Annotated in this window: 22 protein-coding genes and 1 riboswitch; of the genes, 11 read left to right on the top strand and 11 right to left on the bottom strand. The window is 69.4% G+C overall.

Features of this window, described 5'->3' with window-relative positions:
* Nucleotides 1-154: 154 nt before the first annotated feature.
* Together recX and recA are read right to left on the bottom strand one after the other, a co-directional pair.
* Nucleotides 155-667 (bottom strand): recombination regulator RecX, encoded by a 513-nt coding sequence (gene recX / locus HLB44_RS19520; RefSeq protein ID WP_173125689.1) that lies wholly within the window; start codon nucleotides 665-667, stop codon nucleotides 155-157.
* A 6-nt stretch (nucleotides 668-673) separates the two neighbouring features.
* On the bottom strand, nucleotides 674-1,714 hold the full coding sequence (gene recA, locus HLB44_RS19515; protein WP_173125687.1) for a recombinase RecA: 1,041 nt from the start codon (nucleotides 1,712-1,714) through the stop codon (nucleotides 674-676).
* Between the two features lie 185 nt (nucleotides 1,715-1,899).
* Here recA and HLB44_RS19510 point away from each other — a divergent pair, with 185 nt between their 5' ends.
* Both HLB44_RS19510 and HLB44_RS19505 read left to right on the top strand, forming a co-directional pair.
* Nucleotides 1,900-2,571, top strand: a complete 672-nt coding sequence (locus HLB44_RS19510; protein ID WP_173125685.1) for a response regulator — start codon at nucleotides 1,900-1,902, stop codon at nucleotides 2,569-2,571.
* 45 nt (nucleotides 2,572-2,616) lie between these two features.
* Nucleotides 2,617-4,188, top strand: coding sequence for a sensor histidine kinase (locus HLB44_RS19505; RefSeq protein ID WP_173125683.1), 1,572 nt, complete (start codon nucleotides 2,617-2,619; stop codon nucleotides 4,186-4,188).
* Between the two features lie 13 nt (nucleotides 4,189-4,201).
* Here HLB44_RS19505 and rodA read toward each other — a convergent pair whose 3' ends face one another.
* Genes rodA through HLB44_RS19480 form a run of 5 tightly spaced genes read right to left on the bottom strand, consistent with a single transcriptional unit; the run spans nucleotide 4,202 to nucleotide 9,922 of the window.
* Nucleotides 4,202-5,356, bottom strand: a complete 1,155-nt coding sequence (gene rodA, locus HLB44_RS19500) for a rod shape-determining protein RodA (RefSeq protein ID WP_173125681.1) — start codon at nucleotides 5,354-5,356, stop codon at nucleotides 4,202-4,204.
* On the bottom strand, nucleotides 5,353-7,362 hold the full coding sequence (gene mrdA, locus HLB44_RS19495) for a penicillin-binding protein 2 (protein WP_173125679.1): 2,010 nt from the start codon (nucleotides 7,360-7,362) through the stop codon (nucleotides 5,353-5,355). Before mrdA ends, rodA begins: the two co-directional genes overlap by 4 nt.
* A complete protein-coding gene (gene mreD / locus HLB44_RS19490) occupies nucleotides 7,359-7,877 on the bottom strand; it encodes a rod shape-determining protein MreD (RefSeq protein ID WP_173125677.1) in 519 nt (172 codons plus the stop codon). Before mreD ends, mrdA begins: the two co-directional genes overlap by 4 nt.
* Nucleotides 7,874-8,821 carry a rod shape-determining protein MreC gene (gene mreC, locus HLB44_RS19485; protein WP_173125675.1) on the bottom strand — a complete coding sequence of 316 codons (948 nt, stop codon included), beginning with the start codon at nucleotides 8,819-8,821 and terminating at the stop codon, nucleotides 7,874-7,876. Before mreC ends, mreD begins: the two co-directional genes overlap by 4 nt.
* A 57-nt stretch (nucleotides 8,822-8,878) precedes the next feature.
* Nucleotides 8,879-9,922: a rod shape-determining protein gene (locus HLB44_RS19480; protein WP_173125673.1), complete on the bottom strand. Its 1,044-nt coding sequence runs from the start codon at nucleotides 9,920-9,922 to the stop codon at nucleotides 8,879-8,881.
* A gap of 254 nt (nucleotides 9,923-10,176) precedes the next feature.
* Here HLB44_RS19480 and gatC point away from each other — a divergent pair, with 254 nt between their 5' ends.
* The 3 genes from gatC to gatB are packed head-to-tail and all read left to right on the top strand — an operon-like array spanning nucleotide 10,177 to nucleotide 13,429.
* Nucleotides 10,177-10,476: an Asp-tRNA(Asn)/Glu-tRNA(Gln) amidotransferase subunit GatC gene (gene gatC / locus HLB44_RS19475; RefSeq protein ID WP_173125671.1), complete on the top strand. Its 300-nt coding sequence runs from the start codon at nucleotides 10,177-10,179 to the stop codon at nucleotides 10,474-10,476.
* Nucleotides 10,473-11,954, top strand: coding sequence for an Asp-tRNA(Asn)/Glu-tRNA(Gln) amidotransferase subunit GatA (gene gatA, locus HLB44_RS19470; RefSeq protein ID WP_173125669.1), 1,482 nt, complete (start codon nucleotides 10,473-10,475; stop codon nucleotides 11,952-11,954). The genes gatC and gatA overlap by 4 nt, the downstream gene beginning before the upstream one ends.
* Complete coding sequence (gene gatB, locus HLB44_RS19465) at nucleotides 11,951-13,429, top strand: Asp-tRNA(Asn)/Glu-tRNA(Gln) amidotransferase subunit GatB (protein ID WP_173125667.1); 1,479 nt, start codon at nucleotides 11,951-11,953, stop codon at nucleotides 13,427-13,429. The genes gatA and gatB overlap by 4 nt, the downstream gene beginning before the upstream one ends.
* Here gatB and HLB44_RS19460 read toward each other — a convergent pair.
* Nucleotides 13,398-14,099, bottom strand: a complete 702-nt coding sequence (locus HLB44_RS19460) for a DUF4124 domain-containing protein (RefSeq protein WP_173125665.1) — start codon at nucleotides 14,097-14,099, stop codon at nucleotides 13,398-13,400. The genes gatB and HLB44_RS19460 overlap by 32 nt on opposite strands.
* Before the next feature lie 5 nt (nucleotides 14,100-14,104).
* Complete coding sequence (gene pyrE / locus HLB44_RS19455; protein WP_173125663.1) at nucleotides 14,105-14,806, bottom strand: orotate phosphoribosyltransferase; 702 nt, start codon at nucleotides 14,804-14,806, stop codon at nucleotides 14,105-14,107.
* A gap of 22 nt (nucleotides 14,807-14,828) precedes the next feature.
* Here pyrE and HLB44_RS19450 point away from each other — a divergent pair, with 22 nt between their 5' ends.
* From HLB44_RS19450 to HLB44_RS19435, 4 genes are all read left to right on the top strand, one after another.
* Entirely contained in the window at nucleotides 14,829-15,617 is a 789-nt protein-coding gene (locus tag HLB44_RS19450; protein WP_173125661.1) for an exodeoxyribonuclease III, read from the top strand.
* 69 nt (nucleotides 15,618-15,686) lie between these two features.
* On the top strand, nucleotides 15,687-18,170 hold the full coding sequence (locus tag HLB44_RS19445; protein WP_173125659.1) for a serine/threonine-protein kinase: 2,484 nt from the start codon (nucleotides 15,687-15,689) through the stop codon (nucleotides 18,168-18,170).
* Between the two features lie 69 nt (nucleotides 18,171-18,239).
* On the top strand, nucleotides 18,240-18,641 hold the full coding sequence (locus tag HLB44_RS19440) for a DUF3597 domain-containing protein (protein WP_173125657.1): 402 nt from the start codon (nucleotides 18,240-18,242) through the stop codon (nucleotides 18,639-18,641).
* 90 nt (nucleotides 18,642-18,731) lie between these two features.
* Entirely contained in the window at nucleotides 18,732-19,322 is a 591-nt protein-coding gene (locus HLB44_RS19435) for a DUF937 domain-containing protein (protein ID WP_173125655.1), read from the top strand.
* 6 nt (nucleotides 19,323-19,328) lie between these two features.
* Here HLB44_RS19435 and metW read toward each other — a convergent pair whose 3' ends face one another.
* Both metW and metX read right to left on the bottom strand, forming a co-directional pair.
* Nucleotides 19,329-19,913 (bottom strand): methionine biosynthesis protein MetW, encoded by a 585-nt coding sequence (gene metW, locus HLB44_RS19430; RefSeq protein WP_173125653.1) that lies wholly within the window; start codon nucleotides 19,911-19,913, stop codon nucleotides 19,329-19,331.
* On the bottom strand, nucleotides 19,910-21,067 hold the full coding sequence (metX, locus tag HLB44_RS19425) for a homoserine O-succinyltransferase MetX (RefSeq protein WP_173125651.1): 1,158 nt from the start codon (nucleotides 21,065-21,067) through the stop codon (nucleotides 19,910-19,912). The genes metW and metX overlap by 4 nt, the downstream gene beginning before the upstream one ends.
* 47 nt (nucleotides 21,068-21,114) lie before the next feature.
* Nucleotides 21,115-21,191, bottom strand: a riboswitch (SAM riboswitch).
* Between the two features lie 89 nt (nucleotides 21,192-21,280).
* On the opposite strand from metX, the gene HLB44_RS19420 reads away from it, so the two are divergent.
* The gene (locus tag HLB44_RS19420; RefSeq protein WP_173125649.1) at nucleotides 21,281-21,940 is read left to right on the top strand and encodes a ubiquinone biosynthesis protein; all 660 of its coding nucleotides are present in this window, start codon (nucleotides 21,281-21,283) and stop codon (nucleotides 21,938-21,940) included.
* Nucleotides 21,941-21,975: 35 nt separating this feature from the next.
* Nucleotides 21,976-24,123: a flotillin family protein gene (locus HLB44_RS19415; protein ID WP_173125647.1), complete on the top strand. Its 2,148-nt coding sequence runs from the start codon at nucleotides 21,976-21,978 to the stop codon at nucleotides 24,121-24,123.
* Nucleotides 24,124-24,151 lie beyond the last annotated feature (28 nt).

Genomic DNA, 24,151 nt, shown 5'->3' with positions numbered 1-24,151 from the left:
GTCGTGGATCACCGAGCCGGATGCGCTTTTCGGGCACATCCGGACGGCTAAAGGGGCCTGCCACGGAAGCAAACCGACGCAATTTAGCATGCTGCGCTGCGGCAAAGCTGACGGGTACTACGTGCACCCCGCGGGCCGGGTGCGGCCGCTTCGGTCAGTCGTCCCCGTTGGCCGGGTCGGCGTCCGCGGCGCGATCGGTCGCTGCGGCGTCGCGCAACACGCGGCGCACCACCTCCGCCGAGAAGCCGCGGCCGACCAGGAAGCGCATCTGGCGCAGCCGCGCCGCGGTGTCGCTCGCCGGCGTGGCCGCGTACTTCTTGCGCCAGATCGATTGCGCGCGTTCGAACTCGGACGCTTTCAGCGCCTGCAAGGCATCGGCATCGAGCGCCACGCCATGCTGCTGCAGCTCGCGCTCGATGCGCAGGTTGCCGAAGCGCTTCTCGCGGGCGTGGACGCGGCTTTCGACGAAGCGCGCCTGCGACAGGAAGCCGTGGGCCGTCAGCCAGTCGAGCAGCGTGTCGACCTCGGCGGCGGCGGTGGTTTCATCGGATTCGCTGCCGCGCAACAAGCGCAGCAGCTTGCCTTGCAGCTCGGCGCGGCTGTGCTCGCGCTGCGCGAGCCATTGCAGCGCGCGCACCTTCAGCGAAGCGGGTTTCTTCGGCGCCAAGCCTGATCAGGCTTCGGCCGCGCCCGCGGCGGGCAGTGCCGGGATGCCCAGCGACTCGCGCACCTTGTTCTCGATCTCGCGCGCCAGGTCGGCGTTCTCGCGCAGGAACTCGCGCGCGTTGTCCTTGCCCTGGCCGATCTTCTCGCCGTTGTAGGCGTACCAGGCGCCGGACTTCTCGACGATCTTGGCGTTGACGCCCAGGTCGATGATCTCGCCCTGGCGGCTGGTGCCTTCGCCGTAGAGGATGTCGAACTCGGCGGTCTTGAAGGGCGGCGCAACCTTGTTCTTGACGACCTTGACCTTGGTTTCGCTGCCGATCACTTCTTCGCCGCGCTTGATGCTGCCGGTGCGGCGGATATCGAGCCGCACCGACGAATAGAACTTCAGCGCGTTGCCGCCGGTCGTCGTCTCGGGGTTGCCGAACATCACGCCGATCTTCATGCGGATCTGATTGATGAAGATGACCATCGTGTTGGTCTTCTTGATCGTCGCGGTCAGCTTGCGCAGCGCCTGGCTCATCAGCCGCGCCTGCAGGCCGGGCAGCGAATCGCCCATCTCGCCTTCGAGCTCGGCCTTGGGCGTCAGTGCGGCGACCGAGTCGATGACCACCAGGTCGACCGAGCCCGAACGCACCAGCGCATCGACGATCTCCAGCGCCTGCTCGCCGGTGTCGGGCTGGCTGATCAGCAGCTCCTGCAGGTTGACGCCGAGCTTCTGCGCATAACCCGTATCGAGCGCGTGTTCGGCATCGATGAAGGCGCAGGTGCCGCCGAGCTGCTGCATCTGCGCGACGACCTGCAAGGTCAGCGTCGTCTTGCCCGAGGATTCCGGGCCGTAGATCTCGACCACCCGGCCGCGCGGCAGGCCGCCGACGCCGAGTGCGATGTCCAGGCCGAGCGAGCCGGTGGAGACGACTTCGATCGGCTCGACCTCGCCGTCGCCCAGCCGCATGATCGAGCCCTTGCCGAACTGTTTCTCGATCTGCGCCAGTGCGGCCTGCAGGGCCTTGGCCTTTTCGGTGTTCAGGGCTTTGACGGGTGCATCCATGGGGCTCTCCTCGGGTCTTGGTTGCGGCGGATTATGTCAGCGACTGGATATTTGTACAGTAGGTGCGATCCGCGCATCCACAAGGCGGTGCTTGACAGCGCGGGCGCCGCGGTGAAGCGAACTGCCTAGAATCGAACGACCATCGGGGACCGACAGCCCGCAGAGGCTTCAGCAGGAGACAAGCGATGCGGATTCTGATCGCCGAAGACGACCAGGTGCTGGCCGACGGGCTGATGCGCTCGTTGCGCGCGTCGGGTTATGCCGTCGACCAGGTCGGCAGTGGCAGCGAAGCGGATGCGGCCTTGCAGTCGCACGAGTTCGACCTGCTGATCCTCGACCTCGGGCTGCCCAAGATGCATGGCTTCGACGTGCTGCGCAAGCTGCGCGGCCGCGGCTCGTCGATGCCGGTGCTGATCCTGACCGCGGCCGACAGCGTCGAGCAGCGCGTCAAGGGCCTGGACCTCGGCGCCGACGACTACATGGCCAAGCCGTTCTCGCTGCAGGAGCTCGAGGCGCGCGTGCGGGCGTTGACGCGCCGCGGCCTCGGCACCGCGTCGAGCCTGATCCGCCACGGCCCGCTGACCTTCGATGCCACCGGCCGCGTGGCCTACATCAGCGACCAGATGATCGAGCTGTCGGCGCGCGAGCTGAGCCTGCTCGAGGTGCTGCTGCAGCGCGCCGGGCGGCTGGTCAGCAAGGACCAGCTGGTCGATCGCCTCTGCGAATGGGGCGAAGAGGTCAGCAACAACGCGATCGAGGTCTACATCCACCGGCTGCGCAAGAAGATCGAGCAGGGGCCGATTCGCATCGCCACGGTCCGCGGGCTTGGGTACTGCCTGGAGAAGATCCAGAGCTGATCCCACCCGCTGGGAAGACGCCGTCGCGGCTATGCTGCGACAAGCATGCAAGCCACTTCGCAGCGTGAGCAGCGTTCGCTCTTCGGCGAGATCCTCGACTGGATGCTCGCGCCGCTGCTGCTGCTGTGGCCGATGAGCGTCGCGCTGACCTGGCTGGTGGCGCAGAGCATCGCCAACCGGCCGTTCGACCGCGCGCTGGCCGAGACGGCGCGCACGATCGCGCGCCAGGTGATCGTCGAGCGCGAGACGGCGGGCCAGCGCAGCCGCGTGCGCTTGCGCCTGCCCGAAGTGGCCAACGAGGTGCTGCGCTCGGACGAGGCCGACCGCGTGTTCTTCCAGGTGCTGGGCGCACGCGGCGAATACATCGCCGGCGATCGCGAGCTGCCGGTGCCCGACGAGCCCGCCGCGCCGGCGCAGGAGCTGCGCTACCGCGACGACGACGTGCAGTCCGACGCGGTGCGCGTGGCCTACGTCTGGCTGCCGTCGACGGGCATACCCGGCGAAGTGCCGCCGCTGGTGCAGGTGGCCGAGACGCTGGACAAGCGCTCGCGGCTGGCCACCGAGATCATCAAGGGCGTCATCGTGCCGCAGTTCGTCGTGCTGCCGCTGGCGGTGCTGCTGGTGTGGTTCGCACTGGCGCGCGGCATCAAGCCGCTCAACGAGCTGCAGCAGCGCATCCGCCGCCGCGAGAGCCACGACCTGTCGCCGCTGCAGGAGCGTGACGTGCCGGAGGAAGTCGCGCCGCTGGTCGGTGCGATCAACGAGCTGCTGGGCCGGCTCGACCACTCGATCGGCGCGCAGAAGCACTTTCTCGCCGACGCCGCGCACCAGCTGAAGACGCCGCTGGCCGGCCTGCGCATGCAGGCCGAGCTGGCACAGCGCGAGATCGACGCCGGCGAGCAGGATCCGAAGGCGCTGAAGCGCTCGCTGCAGCAGATCGCCCATGCCAGCCAGCGCGCCGCGCACATGGTCAACCAGTTGCTGGCGATGGCGCGCGCCGAGGACAAGGAGAGCGCCGCGCGCGGCAAGCAGGAGGTCAACCTGGCGCGGCTGGCGCGCGAGACGGTGCGCGACTTCGTGCCGCGCGCGCTCGAGAACCGCATCGACCTCGGCTACGAAGGGCCCGAGGAAGGCCAGGCGCTGCACGGCAGGCTGGCTGGCCAGCCGCTCTTGATCCGCGAGCTGATCCGCAACCTGGTCGACAACGCGCTGCAGTACACGCCGGCCGGCGGCAGCGTCACTGTGCGGGTGATGGACGACCCGTTCGGCCAGGTCATCGTGCTGCAGGTCGAGGACACCGGCCCCGGCATCCCGCAGGCCGAGCGCGAGCTGGTGTTCCGGCCGTTCTATCGCGCGCTGGGCACCAATGTCGATGGCAGCGGACTGGGTTTGGCGATCGTGCGCGAGATCGTGCAGCAGCACGGCGCCGAGGTGGCGATCGGTGATGCGCGCAACCGCGCCGGCGCGGCGCCGGTCGGCAGCGGGCCGGGGGCCTTGTTCACCGTGCGCTTTCCGCTCGCGCGGCGCGACGAGACGGTGGCCGATGGCGCATCGGCGCCGTCCTCGCCGCGGCCCGACGATCAGCCCGGCGGGCTGGCGGCCCCGGCGCGCCGGTAGCCGGCCGACACTTTCAGCGCTGCATCAAGCCGCGGCTGCGCGAGATCGACATCAACATGCCGAGCGCGAGCCCCAGCGTGACCATCGCCGTGCCGCCGTAGCTGACGAAGGGCAGCGGGATGCCGACCACCGGCAGGATGCCGCTGACCATGCCCATGTTGACGAAGGCATAGGTGAAGAAGCTCAGCGAGATCGCGCCGGCGAGCAGGCGCGTGAACACCGTCGGCGCCTGGGCGGCGATCACCAGCCCGCGCAGGATCACGAAGACGAAGGCCAGCAGCAGCACGGCCGCGCCGACCAGGCCGAACTCCTCGGCATACGCGGCGAAGATGAAGTCGGTGGTGCGCTCGGGAATGAACTCCAGGTGCGTCTGCGTGCCGTTCATGAAGCCCTTGCCGCCGACGCCGCCGGAGCCGATCGCGATCATGCCCTGGATGATGTGGAAGCCCTTGCCGAGCGGGTCGGTGGTCGGATCGAGCAGCGTGCAGACGCGGTGTTTCTGGTACTCGCGCAGCAGCGGCCAGACGCGGTCGGGCTCGCAGATCGTGTCCGCACTCGCGACCAGCGCGACCAGGCCGATCGCGGCCGCGCCGAGCACCGGGATGATCAGTTTCCACGACAGCCCGGCAAAGAAGATCACGTACAGCCCCGCCGACAGGATCAGGATCGCGGTACCCAGGTCCGGCTGCTTCGCGACCAGCCCCACCGGCAGCAGCAACAACAACCCGGCGATCGCGAAATCGGGCACCTGAAGCTGGCCCTCGCGCTTCTGGAACCACCACGCCAGCATCAGCGGCATCGCCAGCTTCATGATCTCGCTCGGCTGGATCACGACGCCGACATGCAGCCAGCGTGTCGCGCCCTTCTTCGTGATGCCGAACAGCGCGGTGGCGATCAGCAGCGTGACGCCCAGCGTGTACAGCGGCACAGCCAGCCGCATCAGCTTCTGCGGCGGCAGCTGTGCCATCGCGAACATCACCAGGAAGCCCAGCGCCATGTTGCGGCCGTGGTCGACGAAGCGCGTGCCATGGTCGAAGCCGGCCGAGTACATGATCGTCAGCCCGATCGCCGCCAGCAGCAGCAGCCCGCCGGCCAGCGGCGCATCGAACACCGCCAGCACCGGCCGCACGCGCTGCCACAGCGTCGCCTGCTCGACGATGGCGCTCACCGCGCGACTCCCGAGGCCGCTCCCGAAGGGGCGAGGGCCGCCGCCGAAGCCGGCGCCGAGGTCTTGAAGACCACCTGCGCCAGCGGCCGCGGCGGCTTCAACGGTGCCGGCGACTGGCCCTGCTGCACCGCGGCGATGTCCTCGTCGGTGGGGTACAGGCCCTGCAGCCAGTAGTCGAAGATGCGGCGCGCGATCGGCGCCGCGTTCTGCGCGCCGAAGCCGGCGTTCTCGACGATCAGCGCGACGGCGATGCGCGGATCCTCGGCCGGCGCATAGGCGACGAACAGCGCGTGGTCACGCAGGTGCTCGGCCATCTTCGCGGCGTTGTACTTCTCGTTCTGCTTGATGCCGACGACCTGCGCGGTGCCGGTCTTGCCGGCAGACGTGTAGGCGGCGCCGCGGAAGGCCGTGGCCGAGGTGCCCTCGATGTTGACGCCGACCAGCGCCTGGCGGATCACCGCCAGGTGCTCGGGCTTGATCGGCACCGGATCGATGCGCTGGTCGCCGACCGGCCGCCGCGTGCCGTGCACGACGTCGACGACCTCGCGCACCAGGTGCGGCTTGTGGCGCTCGCCGCCGCTGGCCAGCGTGCCCAGCGCCTGCGCCAGCTGCAGCATCGTGTAGCTGTTGTAGCCCTGGCCGATGCCCAGCGAGATCGTCTCGCCGGCATACCAGCGCTGCTGCTCGGGCCGCTTGTAGGCGCGCTTCTTCCACGTCGTCGACGGCAGGATGCCCTTGACCTCGCCCTCGAGGTCGATGCCGGTCAGCTGGCCGAAGCCGAACGGCGCCAGGTGCTCGGCCATCATGTCGACGCCGAGCTCGCTGGCCAGCACGTAGTAGTAGGTGTCGCAGCTGTGCACGATCGAGCGGTACATGTCGACGAAGCCGTGGCCGCCTTCCTTGTCGTCGCGGAAGCGGTGGTTGCCGAACATGAAGTAGCCGGGATCGGAGATCGCCTGCTGCGGCGTGCGCTTGCCCGTGGCCAGACCGACCAGCGCCATGAAGGGCTTGAAGGTCGAGCCCGGCGGGTAGGTGCCGCGCAGCGCGCGGTTCAGCAGCGGCTTGTCGATGGATTCGTTGAGCTCGCGCCAGCTGTCGGCGTCGATGCCGTCGACGAACAGGTTCGGGTCGAAGGTCGGCTTGCTGACGAAGGACAGCACTTCGCCGGAGCGCGGATCCAGCGCCACCAGCGCGCCGCGCCGATCGCCGTAGAGCTTCTCGATCAGCTGCTGCAGCCGCATGTCGACCGACAGCACCAGCGTATTGCCGGGCGTGGCCGGATGGCTGCGCAGCCGCCGCACGGCGCGGCCGCCGGCGCTGGTCTCGACCTCCTCGAAGCCGGTGATGCCGTGCAGGTCGCGCTCGTAGCTCTGCTCGAGGCCGAGCTTGCCGATGTAGTCGGTGCCGCGGTAGTTGCCTTGCGTCTCCTCGTCCCAATCCTCCATCGCCGCCTTTTCCTTGGCATTGATGCGGCCGATGTAGCCGAGCAGGTGGCTCGCCGATTCACCCTCGGGATAGTTGCGGAACAGCCGCGCGCGCACGTCGACGCCGGGGAAGCGGAAGCGCTGCGCCATGAAGCGCGCGACTTCCTCGTCGCTCAACTTGGTGCGGATCGGCAGCGATTCGAAGCTCTTGCTCTCGTCGAGCAGGCGCTTGAAGCGGCGGCGGTCGCGCGGCTGGATGTCGAGCAGCGCGCCGAGCTGGTCGATCATCGGATCGAGCTCACCCTCGACCTTCGACGGCGTGATCTCCAGCGTGTAGGCCGAGTAGTTCGTCGCCAGCACGATGCCGTTGCGATCGACGATCAGCCCGCGGTTCGGCACGATCGGCACCACCGCGATGCGGTTGGCCTCGGCCTGCGTCGCCAGCTCGGCATGGCGCACGATCTGCAGCCAGGCCAGGCGCGCGGCGAGCAGGCCAAAGCACAGCAGCACGAACAGCGCCGCGGCGAGCAGGCGGCCGCGAAAGCGGCTCAGCTCGCGCTCGAGGTTCTTCAGCTCCGTCATAGCGGACGGTTCTCATCGGGGTCCGGTGCGCGGCGCTGCGGCGCCAGCAGCAGCCAGCCGACCACCGGCCACAGCAGCGATTCGAAGACCGGCGCCAACATCACCGACCAGCCCGGGAACATGCCGCCGACGATCAGCCGCGTGGCCAGCGACACGCCATGGGCCGCGGCGAACAGCGGCAGGATCTGCAGCGCCTGCGACGGCACCGAAAACCACAGCAGGCGCCGGTGAATGCTGACCGCGAAGAACGCCAGCAGCGTGTAGGCCAGCGCGTGCTGGCCGAGCACCGCGCCTTCGTGCACGTCCATCAGCAGCCCGAAGATGAAGCCCAGGCCGACGCCGACGCGCTGCGGCTGGTGCACGATCCAGAACACCAGCACCAGCGCCAGCAGGTCGGGCGACGCGGCGTGACGGCCGATCGGCAGCATCTCGAGCGCCAGCGCGAGCAGCAGCGACAGCCCGATGAACATCGGGTTCGCCGGCAGCAGCAGCTCGGAGCCGCGCGGCATGATCATGGTGCTGCCCCCGATGCAGAGGGCTTGGCGCCCGCCTTGGTCCGGTGGCTCGGCTTGGCCGGCGTCGGGGCCGGTTCCGGTGGCGGCGGCAGCTGCACCGACAGCGGCTCCAGCACCAGCACATGGCGCACGCCGTCGATCGCCGCGGCCGGCGCCAGCAGGATGTGCGCGAAACCGGAGTCGACCTTGCGGTCGATGCGGCTGATCTGCGCGACCGCCAGCCCCGCGGGGTAGACGCCGTCGACGCCCGAGGTGACGAGCTTGTCGCCGACCTGCACGTCGGCATTGCCGGCCATGAAGCGCAGCTCGAGCAGGCCGCCCGCAGCGCCGCCGAACGCCGCGCTGCGCTGCTGGCTGCGTGCGTTCAGCACCGGAATCGCCGCGTCCTTGTCGGTCAGCAGCGTGACCATCGAATTGAGCGGAAAGACGCGCGTCACCTGGCCGAGCACGCCGGCCTCGTTGATCACCGGCGCGCCGAGCACGATGCCGTGCGTCGCGCCGCGGTCGATGTAGGCCTTGCGCGAGTACGGATCGGCCGCTTCGTACATCACCTCGGCGGAGATCGATTTCACCTGCAGCGCCGGGCGCAGGTCGAGCAGCGCGCGCAAGCGGGTGTTTTCCAGCGCCAATTGGTCGCCGCGGGCGGCGCGCTCGGCCTGGCTCGCCATCAGCCGGCGCACGCTGTTCTCGGCGCTGATCGCGCGTTGCAGCCCGCGCAGGTAATCGATGCCGGTGTAGCTCAGGTTCACCGGCACCATCAGCGACCGCTGCACCGGCAGCAGCGCGGTGGCGACGGCGGCGCGCAGCGGCTGCGTCAGCTTCAGGCGGTTGTCGGCGGCCATCAGGAAGACGGCCAGCGCCGAGCACAGCACGAGCTTGGTCAGCGCCGGTGTTCCTTGGCGGAAGAACGGCGGCGGGGTGCGGTCCAGGGTACCCAGAGGCATGGTGGTGGCCGCCGTGGTGTCGCTGCACCGATCTCGTGGATCAGCGCAGCATGAACCTTACTCCGAGGTGAAGATGCTGCCCAGGCGTTCCATGCGTTCGAGCGCCATGCCGCAGCCGCGCACGACGCAGGTCAGCGGGTCTTCGGCGACCAGCACCGGCAGGCCGGTCTCCTCGGCCAGCAGGCGGTCGAGGTCGCGCAGCAGCGCGCCGCCGCCGGTCAGCATCATGCCGCGCTCGGCGATGTCGGCGCCGAGCTCGGGCGGGGTCTGTTCGAGCGCGTTCTTGACGCTGGAAACGATCTGGTTCAGCGGGTCGGTCAGCGCTTCGAGGATCTCGTTGGAGCTGATCGTGAAGCTGCGCGGCACGCCTTCGGAGAGGTTGCGGCCCTTGACCTCCATCTCCTTGACTTCGCTGCCGGGGAAGGCGCTGCCGATGCTCTTCTTGATGCTCTCGGCGGTGGGCTCGCCGATCAGCATGCCGTAGTTGCGGCGGATGTAGTTGATGATCGCCTCGTCGAACTTGTCGCCGCCGACGCGCACGCTGCCTTTCCAGACCATGCCGCCGAGCGAGATCACGCCGACCTCGGTGGTGCCGCCGCCGATGTCGACGACCATCGAGCCCGAGGCTTCCGAGACCGGCAACCCCGCGCCGATCGCTGCGGCCATGGGTTCCTCGATGAGGTAGACCTGCGATGCGCCGGCGCCGAGCGCCGATTCGCGGATCGCGCGGCGCTCGACCTGCGTCGAGCCGCAGGGCACGCAGATGATGATCCGCGGGCTCGGGCGCAGCACCGACCGCGGATGGACCATCTTGATGAACTGCTTGAGCATCTGCTCGGTGACGGTGAAGTCGGCGATCACGCCGTCCTTCATCGGGCGAATCGCCTCGATGTTGCCCGGCACCTTGCCGAGCATCGCCTTGGCCTCGGCACCGACCGCCTGGATCGTCTTCTTGCCGTTGGGGCCGCCTTCGTGGCGGATGGAGACGACCGAGGGCTCATCGAGCACGATGCCCTTGCCACGCACATAGATCAGCGTGTTGGCGGTGCCGAGGTCGATGGCCAGGTCGGTGGAGAAGTAGCGGCGCAGGGATCCGAACATGGAGGGATGAAGACGATAGACGCTTGGGGGCGCGCACTCTGCAGCGCGCGCGAATCTCGAGGCGCGCGCACTTGAAGCGCGCAAGTGGGCCGCGAGGGCGTGCGCGGCGGGCAGCGGTTGGGATTTCGGGGGGAATTCGGTGCCGCTGGACCCGGGAACAGGCCGCGGCGGATAGCCGGCGATAATACCCGATCACCCTCGGATTTCCGCTCTTGCAAACCCGCTGCAGGACGTAACGCACCGCCCTCATCCCGATGCCCCTGACCCCCGTGGACGTGAGCCGGATCGCCCATCTGGCGCGGCTCGCACTGACCCCCGATGAAGAGCGCCTGATGCTGGCGCAGCTCAACGGCTTCTTCTCGCACGTCGAACAGATGGGCAGCGTCGACACCAGCGGCGTCGAGCCGCTGTACACGCCACTGTCGGCGGTGCGCGAGGTGGCGTTGCGCCTGCGCGAGGACGTCGTCACCGAGACCGACGAGCGCGCGGTCAACCAGTGCAGCGCGCCGGTCGTCGAGGATGGCTTGTTCCTGGTGCCGAGGGTCATCGAATGACCGCGCTGCACGACCTTGGCGTGGCCGAGCTGGCCCGCGCGCTGGCCGCACGCGAGGTATCCAGTGATGAGCTCGTGACACATCTGCTCGCGCGCATCGACAGCCAGTCACGATTGGGCGCCTTCCTGCAGATCGATGCCGAGGGCGCGCATGCCGCCGCGCGGGCTGCCGATGCGCGGCGTGCCGCGGGCGACACCGCGCCGCTGCTCGGCGTGCCGATGGCCCACAAGGACATCTTCGTCACCGTTGACGCGCCGACGACCGCCGGCTCGAAGATGCTCGCCGGCTACCGCAGCCCCTTCGACGCCACGGTGATCGCCCGGCTGAAGGCCGCCGGCACCATCAGCCTGGGCAAGCTGAACTGCGACGAGTTCGCGATGGGCTCGGGCAACGAGAACTCGGCCTATGGCCCGGCGCTGAACCCCTGGGACCTCGGGCGGGTGCCCGGCGGCTCGTCGGGCGGCTCAGCCGCCGCGGTGGCCGCACGGCTGGTTCCCGCCGCCACCGGTACCGACACCGGCGGCTCGATCCGCCAGCCGGCCGCGTTCACCGGCGTCACCGGCATCAAGCCGACCTACGGCGTCTGCTCGCGCTACGGGATGATCGCCTTCGCGTCCAGCCTGGACCAGGCCGGCCCGCTGGCGCGTTCGGCCGAAGACTGCGCGCTGCTGCTGTCGGCGATGAGCGGCTTCGACGAGCGCGACTCGACCAGCGCCGAGCGAGCGCCGCAGGACTTCCATGCGCAGATGCTGCAAGCGCGCGCCGGCGCCAGCGCCGCGCGGCCGCTCGAAGGCCTGCGCATCGGGCTGCCGAAGGAATTCTTCCCGGCCACGCTGGCCGCCGATGTGAACGGTGCACTGCGTGCGGCGCTCAGCGAGCTCGAGAAGCTCGGCGCCACGCTGGTCGACGTCAGCCTGCCGCGCACCGAGCTGTCCATTCCCGTCTACTACATCATCGCGCCGGCCGAGGCGAGCTCGAACCTGTCGCGCTTCGACGGCGTCAAGTTCGGCCACCGCGCGGCGCAGTACACCGACCTGCTCGACATGTACAAGAAGACGCGGGCGGAGGGGTTCGGTGCCGAGGTCAAGCGCCGCATCATGATCGGCACCTACGTGCTCAGCCACGGCTACTACGACGCGTACTACCTGCAGGCGCAGAAGCTGCGCCGCATGATCGCCGACGACTTCCAGCGCTGCTTCGCCGACTGCGACCTGATCGCCGGCCCGGTGGCGCCGAGCGTCGCCTGGAAGCTCGGCGAACAAGGTGACGACCCGGTGAAGGCCTACCTCGCCGACATCTTCACGCTGCCCGCCAGCCTGGCCGGGCTGCCCGGCATGAGCCTGCCCGCCGGCTTCGGCGAGCACGGCATGCCGGTCGGCCTGCAGCTGATAGGCAACTACTTCGCCGAAGGCCCGCTGCTGCACGCGGCCCACGCGTTCCAGCAGGCGACCGACTGGCACCGCCGTTCCCCCACATGAGCACATCTGCCTTGGTCCGCGGCTACGAGGTCGTCATCGGCCTCGAAACGCATGCCCAGCTCTCGACGCAGAGCAAGATCTTCTCCGGCGCATCGACGGCTTTCGGCGCGGCGCCGAACACGCAGGCCTGCGCGGTCGACCTGGCGCTGCCGGGCACGCTGCCGGTGATGAACCGCGCGGCGGTCGACCGGGCGATCCGGCTCGGCCTGGCGGTCGGCGCGAAGGTGGCGCCGCAGTCGATCTTCGCGCGCAAGAACTACTTCTACCCGGACCTGCCCAAGGGCTACCAGATCAGCCAGTACGAGATTCCCGTCGTGCAGGGCGGCAGCATCTCGTTCCTGCTCGGCGAGCAGAAGAAGACCGTGCGGCTGACGCGTGCGCACCTCGAAGAGGACGCGGGCAAGAGCCTGCACGAGGACTACCACGGCCAGTCGGGCATCGACCTGAACCGCGCCGGCACGCCGCTGCTGGAGATCGTCACCGAGCCCGACATGCGCTCGGCCGCCGAGGCGGTGGAGTACGCGCGCGCTCTGCATGCGCTGGTCGTCTGGCTCGGCATCTGCGACGGCAACATGCAGGAAGGCAGCTTCCGCTGCGATGCCAACGTCTCGGTGCGCAAGCCGGGGGCGGATTTCGGCACGCGCCGCGAGATCAAGAACCTGAACTCGTTCCGCTTCATGCAGCAGGCGATCGACTTCGAGGTGCATTGGCAGATCGACCGCATCGAGGACGGACTGGCGATCGAGCAGGCCACGGTGCTGTTCAATCCCGACACCGGCGAGACGCGTGCGATGCGCAGCAAGGAAGACGCGCACGACTACCGCTACTTCCCCGACCCCGACCTGCCGCCGCTGGTGATCGCGCCCGAGTGGATAGCGCGCGTGAAGGCCGCGATGCCGGAGCTGCCGGCGGCGATGGCCGGGCGTTTCCAGCAGGCCGACGGCCTGTCGGCAGAAGACGCGGCGATGATGACGCAGAGCCTGGGCTTCGCGCGCTATTACGAGGCCGCGCGCGACGCTTGCATGTCTTCGGAGGGCGGCCGCGATGCGGCCGCGTGGCCCAAGCTCGTCGCCAACTGGCTGATGGGCGAGCTCGCGCGGCGCCTGAACGCCGAGGACCGCGAGATCGACGCGAGCCCGGTGCCGGCGGCCACGCTGGCCGCGCTGATCCGGCGCATCGGCGAGGGTGTGATCTCGAACAACGCCGCCAAGCAGGTGTTCGATGCGCTGTGGTCGGGCGAGTCGACCGACGTCGATGCCGTCATCGAGGCCAAGGGCCTGAAGCAGATGAACGACTCGGGCGCGCTGGAAAAGATCGTCGACGAAGTGGTGGCAGCAAATCCGAAGTCGGTCGAGGAGTACCGCGCCGGCAAGGACAAGGCCTTCAATGCGCTGGTCGGCCAGGTGATGAAGGCCAGCCGCGGCAAGGCCAACCCGGCGCAGGTCAACGAGCTGCTGAAGCGGCGGCTCGGCTGACGGCGGCGGCGGGCGCCGCCACCGGCAGCGATCCGGGCTGCGCGCCGCCCCACAGCTTGCGCAGGCGGGCGAGCTCCTCGTCGTAGAGCTTGTTGATGCGCACCAGCTCGGCTTCCTGATTGGACACGGCGTCGCGCTGCGCATCGACGGCGGCGTCGTTGGCGTCGATCTGCTGCCTCAGCTTGGCCGGCAGGTTCTTGCCCTTGTAGAACTCGGCTTCTTCGTTCAGGGGCTTGCGCTCCGCGGCGAGCTCCAGCTTGCGCTGCTCGGTGGTCTTCATCGCGACGCGCACCGTGTCGAGCGCGGCCTCGCGCGCCTTGCGGTGCGCCGCCTCGTCCGGAAAGCGCGCCACCAGGTTGCGGTCGCGCCGCACCGCGTCGGCTTGCGCGGCGCGCACCAGCGCCATGCGGCGTTCGGTGGCCTCGCGCTCGGCGCGTTCCTCGGCCGACAGCGTCGGCGGCACGATGCGGCGCAGCGAGCCGTCGCGGTTCAACTCGCGCTGTTCCTTGCCGACGCAGGCCGGGATCGGCCGATCGGAGGTCAGGCGGCGGCCGTTGTCGTCGGTGCAGGTGTAGATGCCGGCCGCCGAAGCCGCCGGGCCCGCGCCCTGGGCCGACGCGAGGCCGGCGGCGCCCAGCGTGGCGAGCAGCAACAACAGCCGGCCGCCCATGGTGCTCAGTGCGCGGCGACGCCGTAGCGGTCGCGGTAGGCGGCGATCGGCGCCGCGTGTTCGGCCAGCGCCGGGTCGGCCGTGTTCGACAGCGTCTGCAGCAGGTCGGCCAGCGTGGCGATGGCCACCACCGGCAGCTGCAGCCGATCGCGCACGAACTGCACTGCCGACCACGCCAGCTCCTGCGTGCCCTCGGCCGCGCGTTCCTGGCGGTCGAGCGCAATCAGCACGCCGGCCGGTGTCGCGCCGGCGGTCTGGATCATCGAGATCGATTCACGCACCGAGGTCCCCGCTGAAATCACGTCGTCGATGATGACAACGCGGCCGCGCACCGGCGCGCCGACCAGCGTGCCGCCCTCGCCGTGGTCCTTGGCTTCCTTGCGGTTGTAAGCAAAGGGTGCGTTGCGCCCCAGCCGCGCCAGCTCGATGGCAACCGCCGCGGCAAGCGGGATGCCCTTGTACGCGGGGCCGAACAGCATGTCGAACTGCAGGCCCGAGTCGAGCAGCCGGCGTGCATAAAATCCCGCCAGACGGCCCAGCTTGGCGCCGTCGTCGAACAGGCCGGCGTTGAAGAAGTAGGGCGACAGCCGCCCGGCCTTGGTCTTGAACTCCCCGAAGCGCAGCACGCCGGCCTCGACCGAGAAGCGGACGAAGTCCTGCGCCAGCTCGTCGCTGGCCAGCGTGTCGCGCGAGGTGGGAGGCGGCATCGAAGACATCGTTGGAGTCACCTTGGCATTTCGTCTCGTCACGCTGAACCTGAACGGCATCCGTTCGGCCGCCAACAAGGGCCTCCTCCCATGGGCGGAGGCGGTGGGCGCCGATTGTATGGGCGTGCAGGAGGTCAAGGCCCAGGCCGAGGATGTGGCCGGCCGCTTCGACACGATCGCGGGATTGCAGGGGCATTTCCACTTCGCGCAGAAGAAAGGCTACTCCGGCGTCGGGCTCTACACGCGCAAGCCGCCTTCGGCCGTGATTGCGGGATTGGGTAATCCCGAATTCGATGCCGAGGGCCGCTATGTCGAGACGCGCTTCGACACCGACCGCCGCCGCCTGAGCATCATCAGCTGTTACTTCCCCAGCGGCTCGTCGGGCGAGCAGCGCCAGGCGGCAAAGTACCGCTTTCTCGACGTCGTGTATCCGCACCTGATGGCGCTGAAGGCCGAGCGCGAATTCATCCTCGTCGGCGACGTCAACATCGCGCACAAGGAAATCGACCTGAAGAACTGGCGCAGCAACCAGAAGAATTCGGGCTTCCTGCCCGACGAGCGAGCCTGGATGACGCGCCTGCTCGAGGAGGCCGGCCTGGTCGACGTGTTCCGCCGCCTCAATCCGCACCCCGAGCAATACACCTGGTGGAGCAACCGCGGCCAGGCCTGGGCGAAGAACGTCGGCTGGCGGCTCGACTACCACCTGGCGACGCCCGGCGTCGCCGCGAAGGCGACGCGCGAGGCGATCTTCCTGGATCAGCGCTTCTCGGACCACGCACCACTGATCATCGATTACGACTTCAGCCTGTAGCTCGGCCGTCGCCTCGGCGGCGAACTCGGCTCAGAATCGACCTCCGCGCGAAGCACGGAGGCAAGCCTGATGAACCCGCACGAGGTGCCCTCGCCCTTGCTCGGCGCGAGCGACGAGCAGACCCGGGTGCTGGCCGAGCCGGCAAGCGAGGCGCTCGGCGATGCCCTGCGCCAGGCTGCGGCCGCCGGCGCGGAGCCGCGCAGCGGCCAGCGGGTGGCCGGCTACCGCCTGCTGCGCCCGCTCGGCGAGGGCGGCATGGCCACGGTGTGGCTGGCCGAGCGCGCCGACGGCCAGCTCAAGCGCCAGGTGGCGATCAAGCTGCCGAAGGCGTCGCACGCATCGGGCGTGCTGGCCGAGCGTTTCGCGCGCGAACGCGATGTGCTGGCGGCGCTGGACCATCCGCACATCGCGCGCCTGATCGATGCCGGCGTCGCCGAGAGCGGCCAGCCGTTCATCGTGCTGGAACACGTGGCCGGCGTGCCGATTACCGAGTACGCCGCCGGCCGGCCGCTGCGCGACAAGCTGCGGCTTTACCTGCAGGTGCTCGACGCCGTCGACCACGCGCACCGGCACATGACGGTGCACCGCGACCTGAAGCCCAGCAACATCCTGGTCGATGCCGAGGGCCAGGTGAAGCTGCTCGACTTCGGCATCGCCAAGCTGCTGGCGCCGACGGCCGACGCGCCCGCGCTGACGCAGGAGGCCGTCTACCTGATGACGCCGAAATACGCCGCGCCCGAGCAGGTGCCCGGCGGCGGCGCGGTGACGACGGCCACCGACGTCTACAGCGCCGGCGTGGTGCTCTACGAGCTGCTCACCGGCCGCATGCCCTATGGCCGCGCCGACGACAGCGCCGCGCAATCGATCCAGGCGCTGACGCTGACCGAGCCGCGCCTGCCCGGCCTGGGCCGCGACGTCGACACGGTGCTGCTGAAGGCCCTGCGCAAGGCGCCGCGGGATCGCTACGCGTCGGTCGAGCACTTCGCGGAGGACCTGCGCCGCCTGCTCGCCGACCGCCCGGTGCTGGCGCGGCGCGTGCCGTGGTGGCAACGCCTGCGGCTGCTGCTGCGCCGCCACCGGCTGGCGAGCGCGGCGGCCGTGGTCGGTGCATTGCTGATCGGCGGCGCCGCTGCACTGGCCTGGCAGCAGGGCCGCGAGTCCGAAGCGCAGCGAGCGCGCGCCGAGACGGTGCGCGATTTCATCTACCGCATGGTCAGCGATGCCGAGCCGGCGCAGGGCCGCAGCGAGGTCACCGGACGCGAGATGATCGACGCGGCGGTGGCCCGGGCGGGCAGCGATTTCGCCAGCCAGCCGCGCCTGCGCGGCGAGCTGCTGGGCGAGCTGGGCCGTGTGTACTTCCGGCTGCGCCAGACCGAGGCCTCGGTGGCCACGTTGCAGGAGGCCATCGGCCTGCTCGAGGCGAGCGCCGAATCCGACGACGCGGCCTTGAACCGCAGCCGCGCGGCGCTCGCCGAAGCACTGCTGCGCAGCGATGGCCCGCGTGCCACGGCGCTGGCCCGCCAGGCCCTCGATGCCTGCACCCGACCCGGCACCGCATGTGCCGAGGCACGCGCGCTGGCGCACTATGCGCTGACGGCGGCCGAGAGCTGGCTCGGTCATGCCCCGCAGGCGCTGATGCACGCACGCGCGTTCGTGGCCGAGACCGAGCGCGCCAGAGGGCCCGATCACCTGGACCTGGCCTCGGCGCTGGAGGCCTTCGCCACCACGGCGCGCAACCAGGGCGAGCTGCGCGAAGCCGCCGCCGCCATGCAGCGCGCCCAGGCCATCGCGGCCCGGCGCTCGATGAAGGCCGTCAACCGGGCCCGGCTCGACGCCGTGCAGTCGGTCATCGACATCGACCTCGGGCACTACGGCGCGGCACGCGAGCGCCTGCTGCGCCTGACGCGCGGCAACGATGCGCCGACCGAGCACCCGTTGCAGTGGCGCCTGCTGGCCAGCGCCGAGATCGGCCTCGGCCGGCCCGAGGCGGCCATGGCCGCGGCACGCAACGCGCTGTCGGACACGGCGCGCGGCGCCGAGGGCTGGGTCGCGGTTCAGGCCTGGGGACTGGCGGCGTCGCTGGCCGGCCAGGCCGACGACGGCATCGCGGCGCTCGCCGAGGCGCACGCCGGGCTGGCGGCCGCGGGCTTTCCGCCGGCGTCGTCGTCGATGCTGAAGTTGCGCCGCATGCAGGCCGAAGCGCTGCTGCGCGACGGACGGGCCGACCCGGTGGTCGACCTGCGCGCGCTCGCGGCCGAGCATGCCGCCGTGCCGACACCGCACCGCGTCGAATGGGGCCAGGCACTCGACGCGCTGGGCTGCGCCGAGGCGCTGGCCGGGCGTGCCGACGCGGCGCGTCGGCTGCATGCCACGGCCGATGAGCGTTATGCCTCGGCGCTGCCGCCTGAGCACCCGCTGCGCCTGCGCAATGCGCTGCTGCGGGATCTGCTCGAAGGCCAGGCTGCTGCCGCGCTGGCGGCCTGGCATCGGACGCTGGCCGCCGACAGTCCCTGGCGGCAACGCGCGGTGCGCAATTGCCGGGTCGTGATCTGATCCCCAGGTTGTCACGGCTTCACGAGGTGATGCGGCGTAGGATCGACGCAGCCACACAAGGAGCGCGACATGGGATTCTTCAGCAAGATTCTCGAGAAGCTGGGCATCGGCGGCGGTGATGCCGAGCAGGCCCCACCCGCGCAGCCCTCGGCTGACGCATCACCGAGCCCGGGCGCGGCGCCTGCAGCGCCGGCGGTCAAGCCGATCGCGGTCGTCGATGTCGTTGCCCAGCTCGAGCAGCGCGCGGCGGCGAATCCGCAGAAGCTGAACTGGCGCACCTCCATCGTCGACCTGCTCAAGCTGCTCGACATCGACAGCAGCTTCACGGCACGCAAGGAGCTCGCGACCGAACTGCGTTGCCCGCCGGAGCTGATGGACGACTCGGCGAAGATGAACATGTGGCTGCACAAGACGGTGCTCGCGCAGATCGCCGCCAACGGCGGCAACGTGCCGAACGAGCTGCTGGACTGAGCACCCCCAAACCTGCCGCTTTGCGTCAGGCCCCCCGAGGGGGGTCAAGCAAAGTGGCAGAGCCACATTTGCTTGAGAGCGGGAGACGCCATGCAGCAGATCACGGACATCCTGGCCCAGATGGGCGGCCTCCAGTCGGTGGCCCGCGAGCTGGGCGTCAGCGAGGACCAGGCGGCCAGCGGCGCCGAGGCGCTGATGCCGGCCATCCTGGGCGGCCTGAAGAAGCAGGCGCAAACGCAGCCCGGCGGCCTCGGCGGGTTGGGCGATCTGCTCGGCCAGCTCGGCGGCGGCGGCCTGCTCGATCAGGTGCTGTCGCCGCAGCCCACCGACGTGAGCGCGGGCAACGATGTGCTGGGGCAGATCTTCGGCTCGAAGGACGTGAGCCGTACGGTTGCGCAGAACGCCGGGGCGCAATCGGGCATCGACCCGGCACTGCTGAAGAAGATGCTGCCGATGCTGGCCATGCTGGTCACCGGATTCCTGGCCAAGCAGGGTGGCGCGTCCGCAATGCAGCCCGAGGCGGAACCCGAGGCCGGCGGTCTCGGCGGCCTGCTGGGTGGACTGCTGGGTGGCCGAACCGGCGGCGCGGGCGGGTCGGGACTGGGCGCGATGCTCGACATGAACGGCGACGGCAATGCGCTGGACGACATCCTGCGCCTGGCAGGCAAGGCGATGCGCTGACGCCGCTCAGCCTCTTTCGAACTTGAACACCGCGACGGTCGCCAGCAGGTTCGGCATCCGCCGCACCGGCTGGCCGCGGTGCAGGCCGAAGCTGTCGAGCACGCGCAGGCCGTTCTTGCGCGCCAGCACCTCGAAATCGGTGTGCGTGCCGACGCGGATGTTCGGCGTGTCGTACCACTGGTAGGGCAGCGTCTTGGTCACCGGCATGCGGCCGCGCAGGATCGAGAAGCGGTTCTGCCAGTGCGCGAAGTTCGGGAAGCTCAAGATGCCCAGGCGGCCGACACGCGCCGTCTCGCGCAGCATCTTCTCGGTGTTGCGCAGGTGCTGCAGCGTGTCGAGCTGCAGCACGACGTCGAAGCTGGCGTCGTCGAACAGCGCCAGCCCTTCCTCGAGGTTGAGCTGGATCACGTTGACGCCGCGCCGCGCGCAGGCCAGCACGTTGGCATCGGCGATCTCGATGCCGTAGCCCGAGCAGCCCTTCTTCTCGCACAGGTGGGCCAGCAGCGCGCCGTCGCCGCAGCCGAGGTCGAGCACGCGCGAGCCGGCCGGTACCAGCTCGGCGATGACTTCGAGCTCTCGTCGTTCACTCATATCGACAGCTCCGCCGCAATGCGATCGAAATACGCCCGCAGCACGCCGTGATACCGCGGGTCCTCGAGCAGGAAGGCATCGTGGCCGTGCGGCGCCTCGATCTCGGCGTAGCTGACGTCGATGCGGTTGTCCACCAGCGCCTTGACGATCTCGCGCGAGCGCGCCGGCGGGAAGCGCCAGTCGGTCGTGAAGCTGATGACCAGGAAGCGCTGCGCGCGGGCCGCGGCGAAGGCGCGCGACAGGTCGCCGCCGTGTTCGCGCGCCGGGTCGAAGTAGTCGAGCGCGCGGGTGATCAGCAGATACGTGTTGGCGTCGAAGTACTCGCTGAACTTGTCGCCCTGGTAGCGCAGGTAGCTCTCGATCTGGAACTCGATCTCCTGCGTCGAGTAGCCGAGCTCGGGCGGTGCGCCGTCGACGCTGCCGTTGCGCAGGCTGCGGCCGAACTTCTCCTCCATCGAGTCGTCCGACAGGTAGGTGATGTGGCCGATCATGCGCGCCACGCGCAGCCCGCGCCGCGGCAGCACGCCGTGCGCATAGAAGTGGCCGCCGTGGAAATCGGGGTCGGTGATGATCGCCCGCCGCGCGACTTCGTTGAAGGCGATGTTCTGCGCCGACAGGTTCGGCGCCGTCGCCACCGCGATGCAGTGGCCGACGCGCTGCGGGTAACGCAGCGTCCACGACAGCGCCTGCATGCCGCCCAGGCTGCCGCCGAGCACCGCGGCCAGCCGCGTGATGCCCAGCCGGTCCAGCAGCCGCGCCTGCGCATCGACCCAGTCCTCGACGGTGACTACGGGGAAGTCGGCGCCCCAGGGTTGACCGGTGTCCGGATTCACCTGCATCGGGCCGGTCGAGCCGAAGCAGGAGCCGAGGTTGTTGACGCCGATGACGAAGAAGCGGTCGGTGTCCAGCGGCTTGCCCGGGCCGACCAGGTTGTCCCACCAGCCTTCGCTCTTCGGCTGGCCGGCGTAGCTGCCGGCGACGTGGTGGCTGGCGTTCAGCGCATGGCACACCAGCACCGCATTGCTCTTCGCGGCGTTCAGCGTGCCGTAGGTTTCGTAGACGAGCTGATAACGCCCGATCGACGCGCCACTCTTGAGCGGCAGCGGATCGGCGAATTCCAGCGTCTGCGGCGTGACGTGCCCAAGCGATGCCATCGAAATACCAGCCAATGAAAAAACCCGGCGCCGCTTCAAGGCGGACACCGGGTTCATGGCGTCCCTCTTTAGCGGCATTTGTTAAAGCGCCCGCAATCCGGAACAAATCGGCGCTGTGGAGGCGGAGTATATCGACCGCGCCGGTAGCGCTTGCGCTTGACGGCAGCGCCGCATTCGACCGACCATCGCCGCCGTTCGACCACCGAGGTGTGCATGGGCGACTTCAGCGCAGCAGTGTCTTCCTACCCCACCGCGGTCTACACCGTGCTGCTGGGCATCGTGCTGGTCTACTGGGTGCTGGCGGTGATCGGCCTGGTCGACTTCGAGCATTCCGGCCTCGACATCGACCTGCACATCGAGGCGCAGGCCGACGCCGATCCGTCGGAGCTGACGACGCTGGCGAGCTATGTCGTCACCTTCGGGCTGAACGGCGTGCCGTTTTCGGTGGCCGCCAGCCTGCTGGTGCTGTACGCCTGGGTCGCCAGCTGCCTGGCCGGCATGTGGCTGCTGCCGCAGTTGCAGACGCTGACGCCGCTGCCGGATGGGGTGCAGACGATCGTCGCCGGCAGCGTCGTGCTGCTGCTCGCCTTCGCGGTCGCGATCCCGCTCGCCGCGGCGACCATCCGGCCGCTGCGCAAGCTGTTCATCACCCATGCCGCGCTGTCGAACCACGCGCTGGTCGGCCAGGTCTGCCGAGTGGTGACCGGTGTCGTCAACGCCAGAGTCGGCCGCGCCGAGGTCGCGCAGCGCGGCGCCAGCATCAACATCCGCGTCTGGGCCGAAGAGCCGAATGCGCTGACCAAGGGCTCGTCGGCGCGTATCGTCGACTACGACGCCGAGCGCGCCCGCTACCGGATCGTCCCGGCCGCCTGACGACCACTGCCCACCACCTGACCTGAGGGAAATCGATGGAACCGCTCATCATTGCCGCCATCGTGCTGGCCGTCCTGATCCTCGGCCTGTTCGCGATGCTCGCGAAGTTCTACCGCAAGATCGAGCAGGGTTATGCGCTGATCGCCAATACGCTGCGCGCCGAACCCGAGGTCACCTTCACCGGCCGCATGGTCTACCCGATCATCCACAAGGCCGAGCTGATGGACATCTCGGTCAAGACGATCGAGATCGACCGCTCCGGCAACGAGGGCCTGATCTGCCGCGACAACATCCGCGCCGACATCAAGGTGCGCTTCTACGTGCGCGTCAACAAGACCGCCGAGGACGTGCTGAAGGTCGCGCAGGCGGTGGGCTGCGCGCGCGCGTCGAACCACGACACGCTGGAAGAGCTGTTCTCGGCGAAATTCTCCGAGGCGCTGAAGACGGTGGGCAAGTCGCTCGATTTCATCGACCTGTACGGCGCGCGCGACCGTTTTCGCGACGAGATCATTGCGCAGATCGGCGACGACCTGTCGGGTTACGTGCTCGAGGACGCGGCGATCGATTACCTCGAGCAGACGCCGCTGTCCAAGCTCGACAACAGCAACATCCTCGATGCGCAGGGCATCAAGAAGATCACCGAGCTGACGGCGGTCGAGCATGTGCGCACCAACGAGCTGCGCCGCAACGAGGAAATGCAGATCAAGAAGAAGGACGTCGAGACGCAGGAGGCGCTGCTGGAGCTGGAGCGCCAGGCCGCCGATGCGCAGGCACGCCAGGCCCGTGAGGTGGCCAGCGTGCGTGCCCGCGAACAGGCCGAGACGCTGAAGATCCAGGCCGAGGAGCGCTCCAAGTCCGAGCTGGCGCGGCTGCAGTCCGAGCAGGTCATTGCGGTGCAGAACGAGAACACGCAGCGCGAGAAGGAAGTGGCCGAGAACAACCGCAAGCGCGCGGTGGCGATCGAGGAAGAGAAGGTCACGCGTGCGCGCGAGCTCGAGGTCGTCGACCGCGAGAAGGAAGTGACGCTGCAGAAGATCGACAAGGACCGCGCGGTCGAGGTGCAGAAGAAGGCGATCGCCGACGTGATCCGCGAGCGCATCGTCGTCGAGCGCACGGTCGCCGAGCAGGAAGAGGCGATCAAGGAGCTGCGCGTCACGTCCGAAGCCGACCGCACGAAGAAGTCGACCATCATCATGGCCGAGGGCCAGGCCGAGGAGAAGTTGCTGCTCGAGGTCAAGGCCGCCGAGGGCCAGGAGCGCCGCGCCAAGCACCTGGCGGCCGAGGAGATCACGATGGCCGAGGCGCGGCTGAAGGTCGCCGAGAAGTCGGCCGAGGCGAAGAAGCGCGAGGCCGAGGGCGTCGAGGCGCTGTCGGCCGCGTCGGGCCTGGCCGAGGCCAAGGTGCTGATGGTCAAGGCCGATGCGCTGGAGAAGCAGGGCATGGCCGACGTGCACGTGCGCTCGGCCGGCGCCGAGGCGACGCTGAAGGTCGGCCAGGCCGAGGCGCAGGTGATCGAGGCGCGCGCCTCGGCCGAGGCCACCGGCCTGCGCGCCAAGCTGGGCGCCGAGGCCGAGGGCAAGGAGAAGCTCGGCCTGGCCGATGTCAACGTGCGCCTGCTCGATGCCGATGCCACCGTGAAGTCGGGCCAGGCCGAAGCATCGACCATCGAGGCCCGCTTCCTCGCCGAGGCCAAGGGCCTGGAGACCAAGTTCGCTGCGATGAAGGCGATGAGCGCCGAGACGCGCGACCACGAGGAATTCCGCATGCGGCTGGAGAAGTCGCACGTCGAGACGCTCAAGGGCATCGATGCGCAGCAGGCGATCGCCAAGGACCAGGCCGAGGTGCTGGGCACGGCGATGGCCAACACCAAGATCGACATCGTCGGCGGCCAGGGCGACTACTTCGAGCGCTTCGTCGGCGCGCTGGCGCTCGGCAAGGGCATCGACGGCGTGATCGGCAAGAGCCAGACGCTGCAGGCCGGGCTGAAGGACTACCTGAGCGGCGAGCGCGACATGGTCGGCGACCTGCGCGGCCTGGTCGGCGCGCTCGGCAGCTCGTCGGCCGAGCTGCAGAACCTGACGCTCGCCGGGCTGATGGCCAAGGTGATGCGCGACGGCACCGAGCCGCAGAAGGCCGCCTTCCAGGCCGCGCTGCAATCGCTGCAGGCGCGGCTGCCGCAGTAACGCGTTATCGACGCGTCAGGACCTCAGC

The sequence above is a fragment of the Pseudaquabacterium terrae genome (assembly GCF_013266755.1).
GTDB classification, from domain to species: Bacteria; Pseudomonadota; Gammaproteobacteria; order Burkholderiales; family Burkholderiaceae_C; genus Pseudaquabacterium; species Pseudaquabacterium terrae.
Note: the sequence above shows the minus strand (reverse complement) of the source record. Positions and strands in the feature narration are given on the sequence as shown.

Coding starts and splice junctions, on each gene's coding strand:
- HLB44_RS19445 (WP_173125659.1), top strand. CDS start 15,687: ATGAACCCGCACGAGGTGCCCTCGCCCTTGCTCGGCGCGAGCGACGAG.
- gatB (WP_173125667.1), top strand. CDS start 11,951: ATGAGCACATCTGCCTTGGTCCGCGGCTACGAGGTCGTCATCGGCCTC.
- metX (WP_173125651.1), bottom strand. CDS start 21,067: ATGGCATCGCTTGGGCACGTCACGCCGCAGACGCTGGAATTCGCCGAT.
- gatC (WP_173125671.1), top strand. CDS start 10,177: ATGCCCCTGACCCCCGTGGACGTGAGCCGGATCGCCCATCTGGCGCGG.
- pyrE (WP_173125663.1), bottom strand. CDS start 14,806: ATGCCGCCTCCCACCTCGCGCGACACGCTGGCCAGCGACGAGCTGGCG.
- mreD (WP_173125677.1), bottom strand. CDS start 7,877: ATGATCATGCCGCGCGGCTCCGAGCTGCTGCTGCCGGCGAACCCGATG.
- HLB44_RS19415 (WP_173125647.1), top strand. CDS start 21,976: ATGGAACCGCTCATCATTGCCGCCATCGTGCTGGCCGTCCTGATCCTC.
- HLB44_RS19505 (WP_173125683.1), top strand. CDS start 2,617: ATGCAAGCCACTTCGCAGCGTGAGCAGCGTTCGCTCTTCGGCGAGATC.
- HLB44_RS19440 (WP_173125657.1), top strand. CDS start 18,240: ATGGGATTCTTCAGCAAGATTCTCGAGAAGCTGGGCATCGGCGGCGGT.
- gatA (WP_173125669.1), top strand. CDS start 10,473: ATGACCGCGCTGCACGACCTTGGCGTGGCCGAGCTGGCCCGCGCGCTG.
- HLB44_RS19480 (WP_173125673.1), bottom strand. CDS start 9,922: ATGTTCGGATCCCTGCGCCGCTACTTCTCCACCGACCTGGCCATCGAC.
- recA (WP_173125687.1), bottom strand. CDS start 1,714: ATGGATGCACCCGTCAAAGCCCTGAACACCGAAAAGGCCAAGGCCCTG.
- mrdA (WP_173125679.1), bottom strand. CDS start 7,362: ATGACGGAGCTGAAGAACCTCGAGCGCGAGCTGAGCCGCTTTCGCGGC.
- HLB44_RS19420 (WP_173125649.1), top strand. CDS start 21,281: ATGGGCGACTTCAGCGCAGCAGTGTCTTCCTACCCCACCGCGGTCTAC.
- mreC (WP_173125675.1), bottom strand. CDS start 8,821: ATGCCTCTGGGTACCCTGGACCGCACCCCGCCGCCGTTCTTCCGCCAA.
- HLB44_RS19460 (WP_173125665.1), bottom strand. CDS start 14,099: ATGGGCGGCCGGCTGTTGTTGCTGCTCGCCACGCTGGGCGCCGCCGGC.
- HLB44_RS19510 (WP_173125685.1), top strand. CDS start 1,900: ATGCGGATTCTGATCGCCGAAGACGACCAGGTGCTGGCCGACGGGCTG.
- HLB44_RS19435 (WP_173125655.1), top strand. CDS start 18,732: ATGCAGCAGATCACGGACATCCTGGCCCAGATGGGCGGCCTCCAGTCG.
- metW (WP_173125653.1), bottom strand. CDS start 19,913: ATGAGTGAACGACGAGAGCTCGAAGTCATCGCCGAGCTGGTACCGGCC.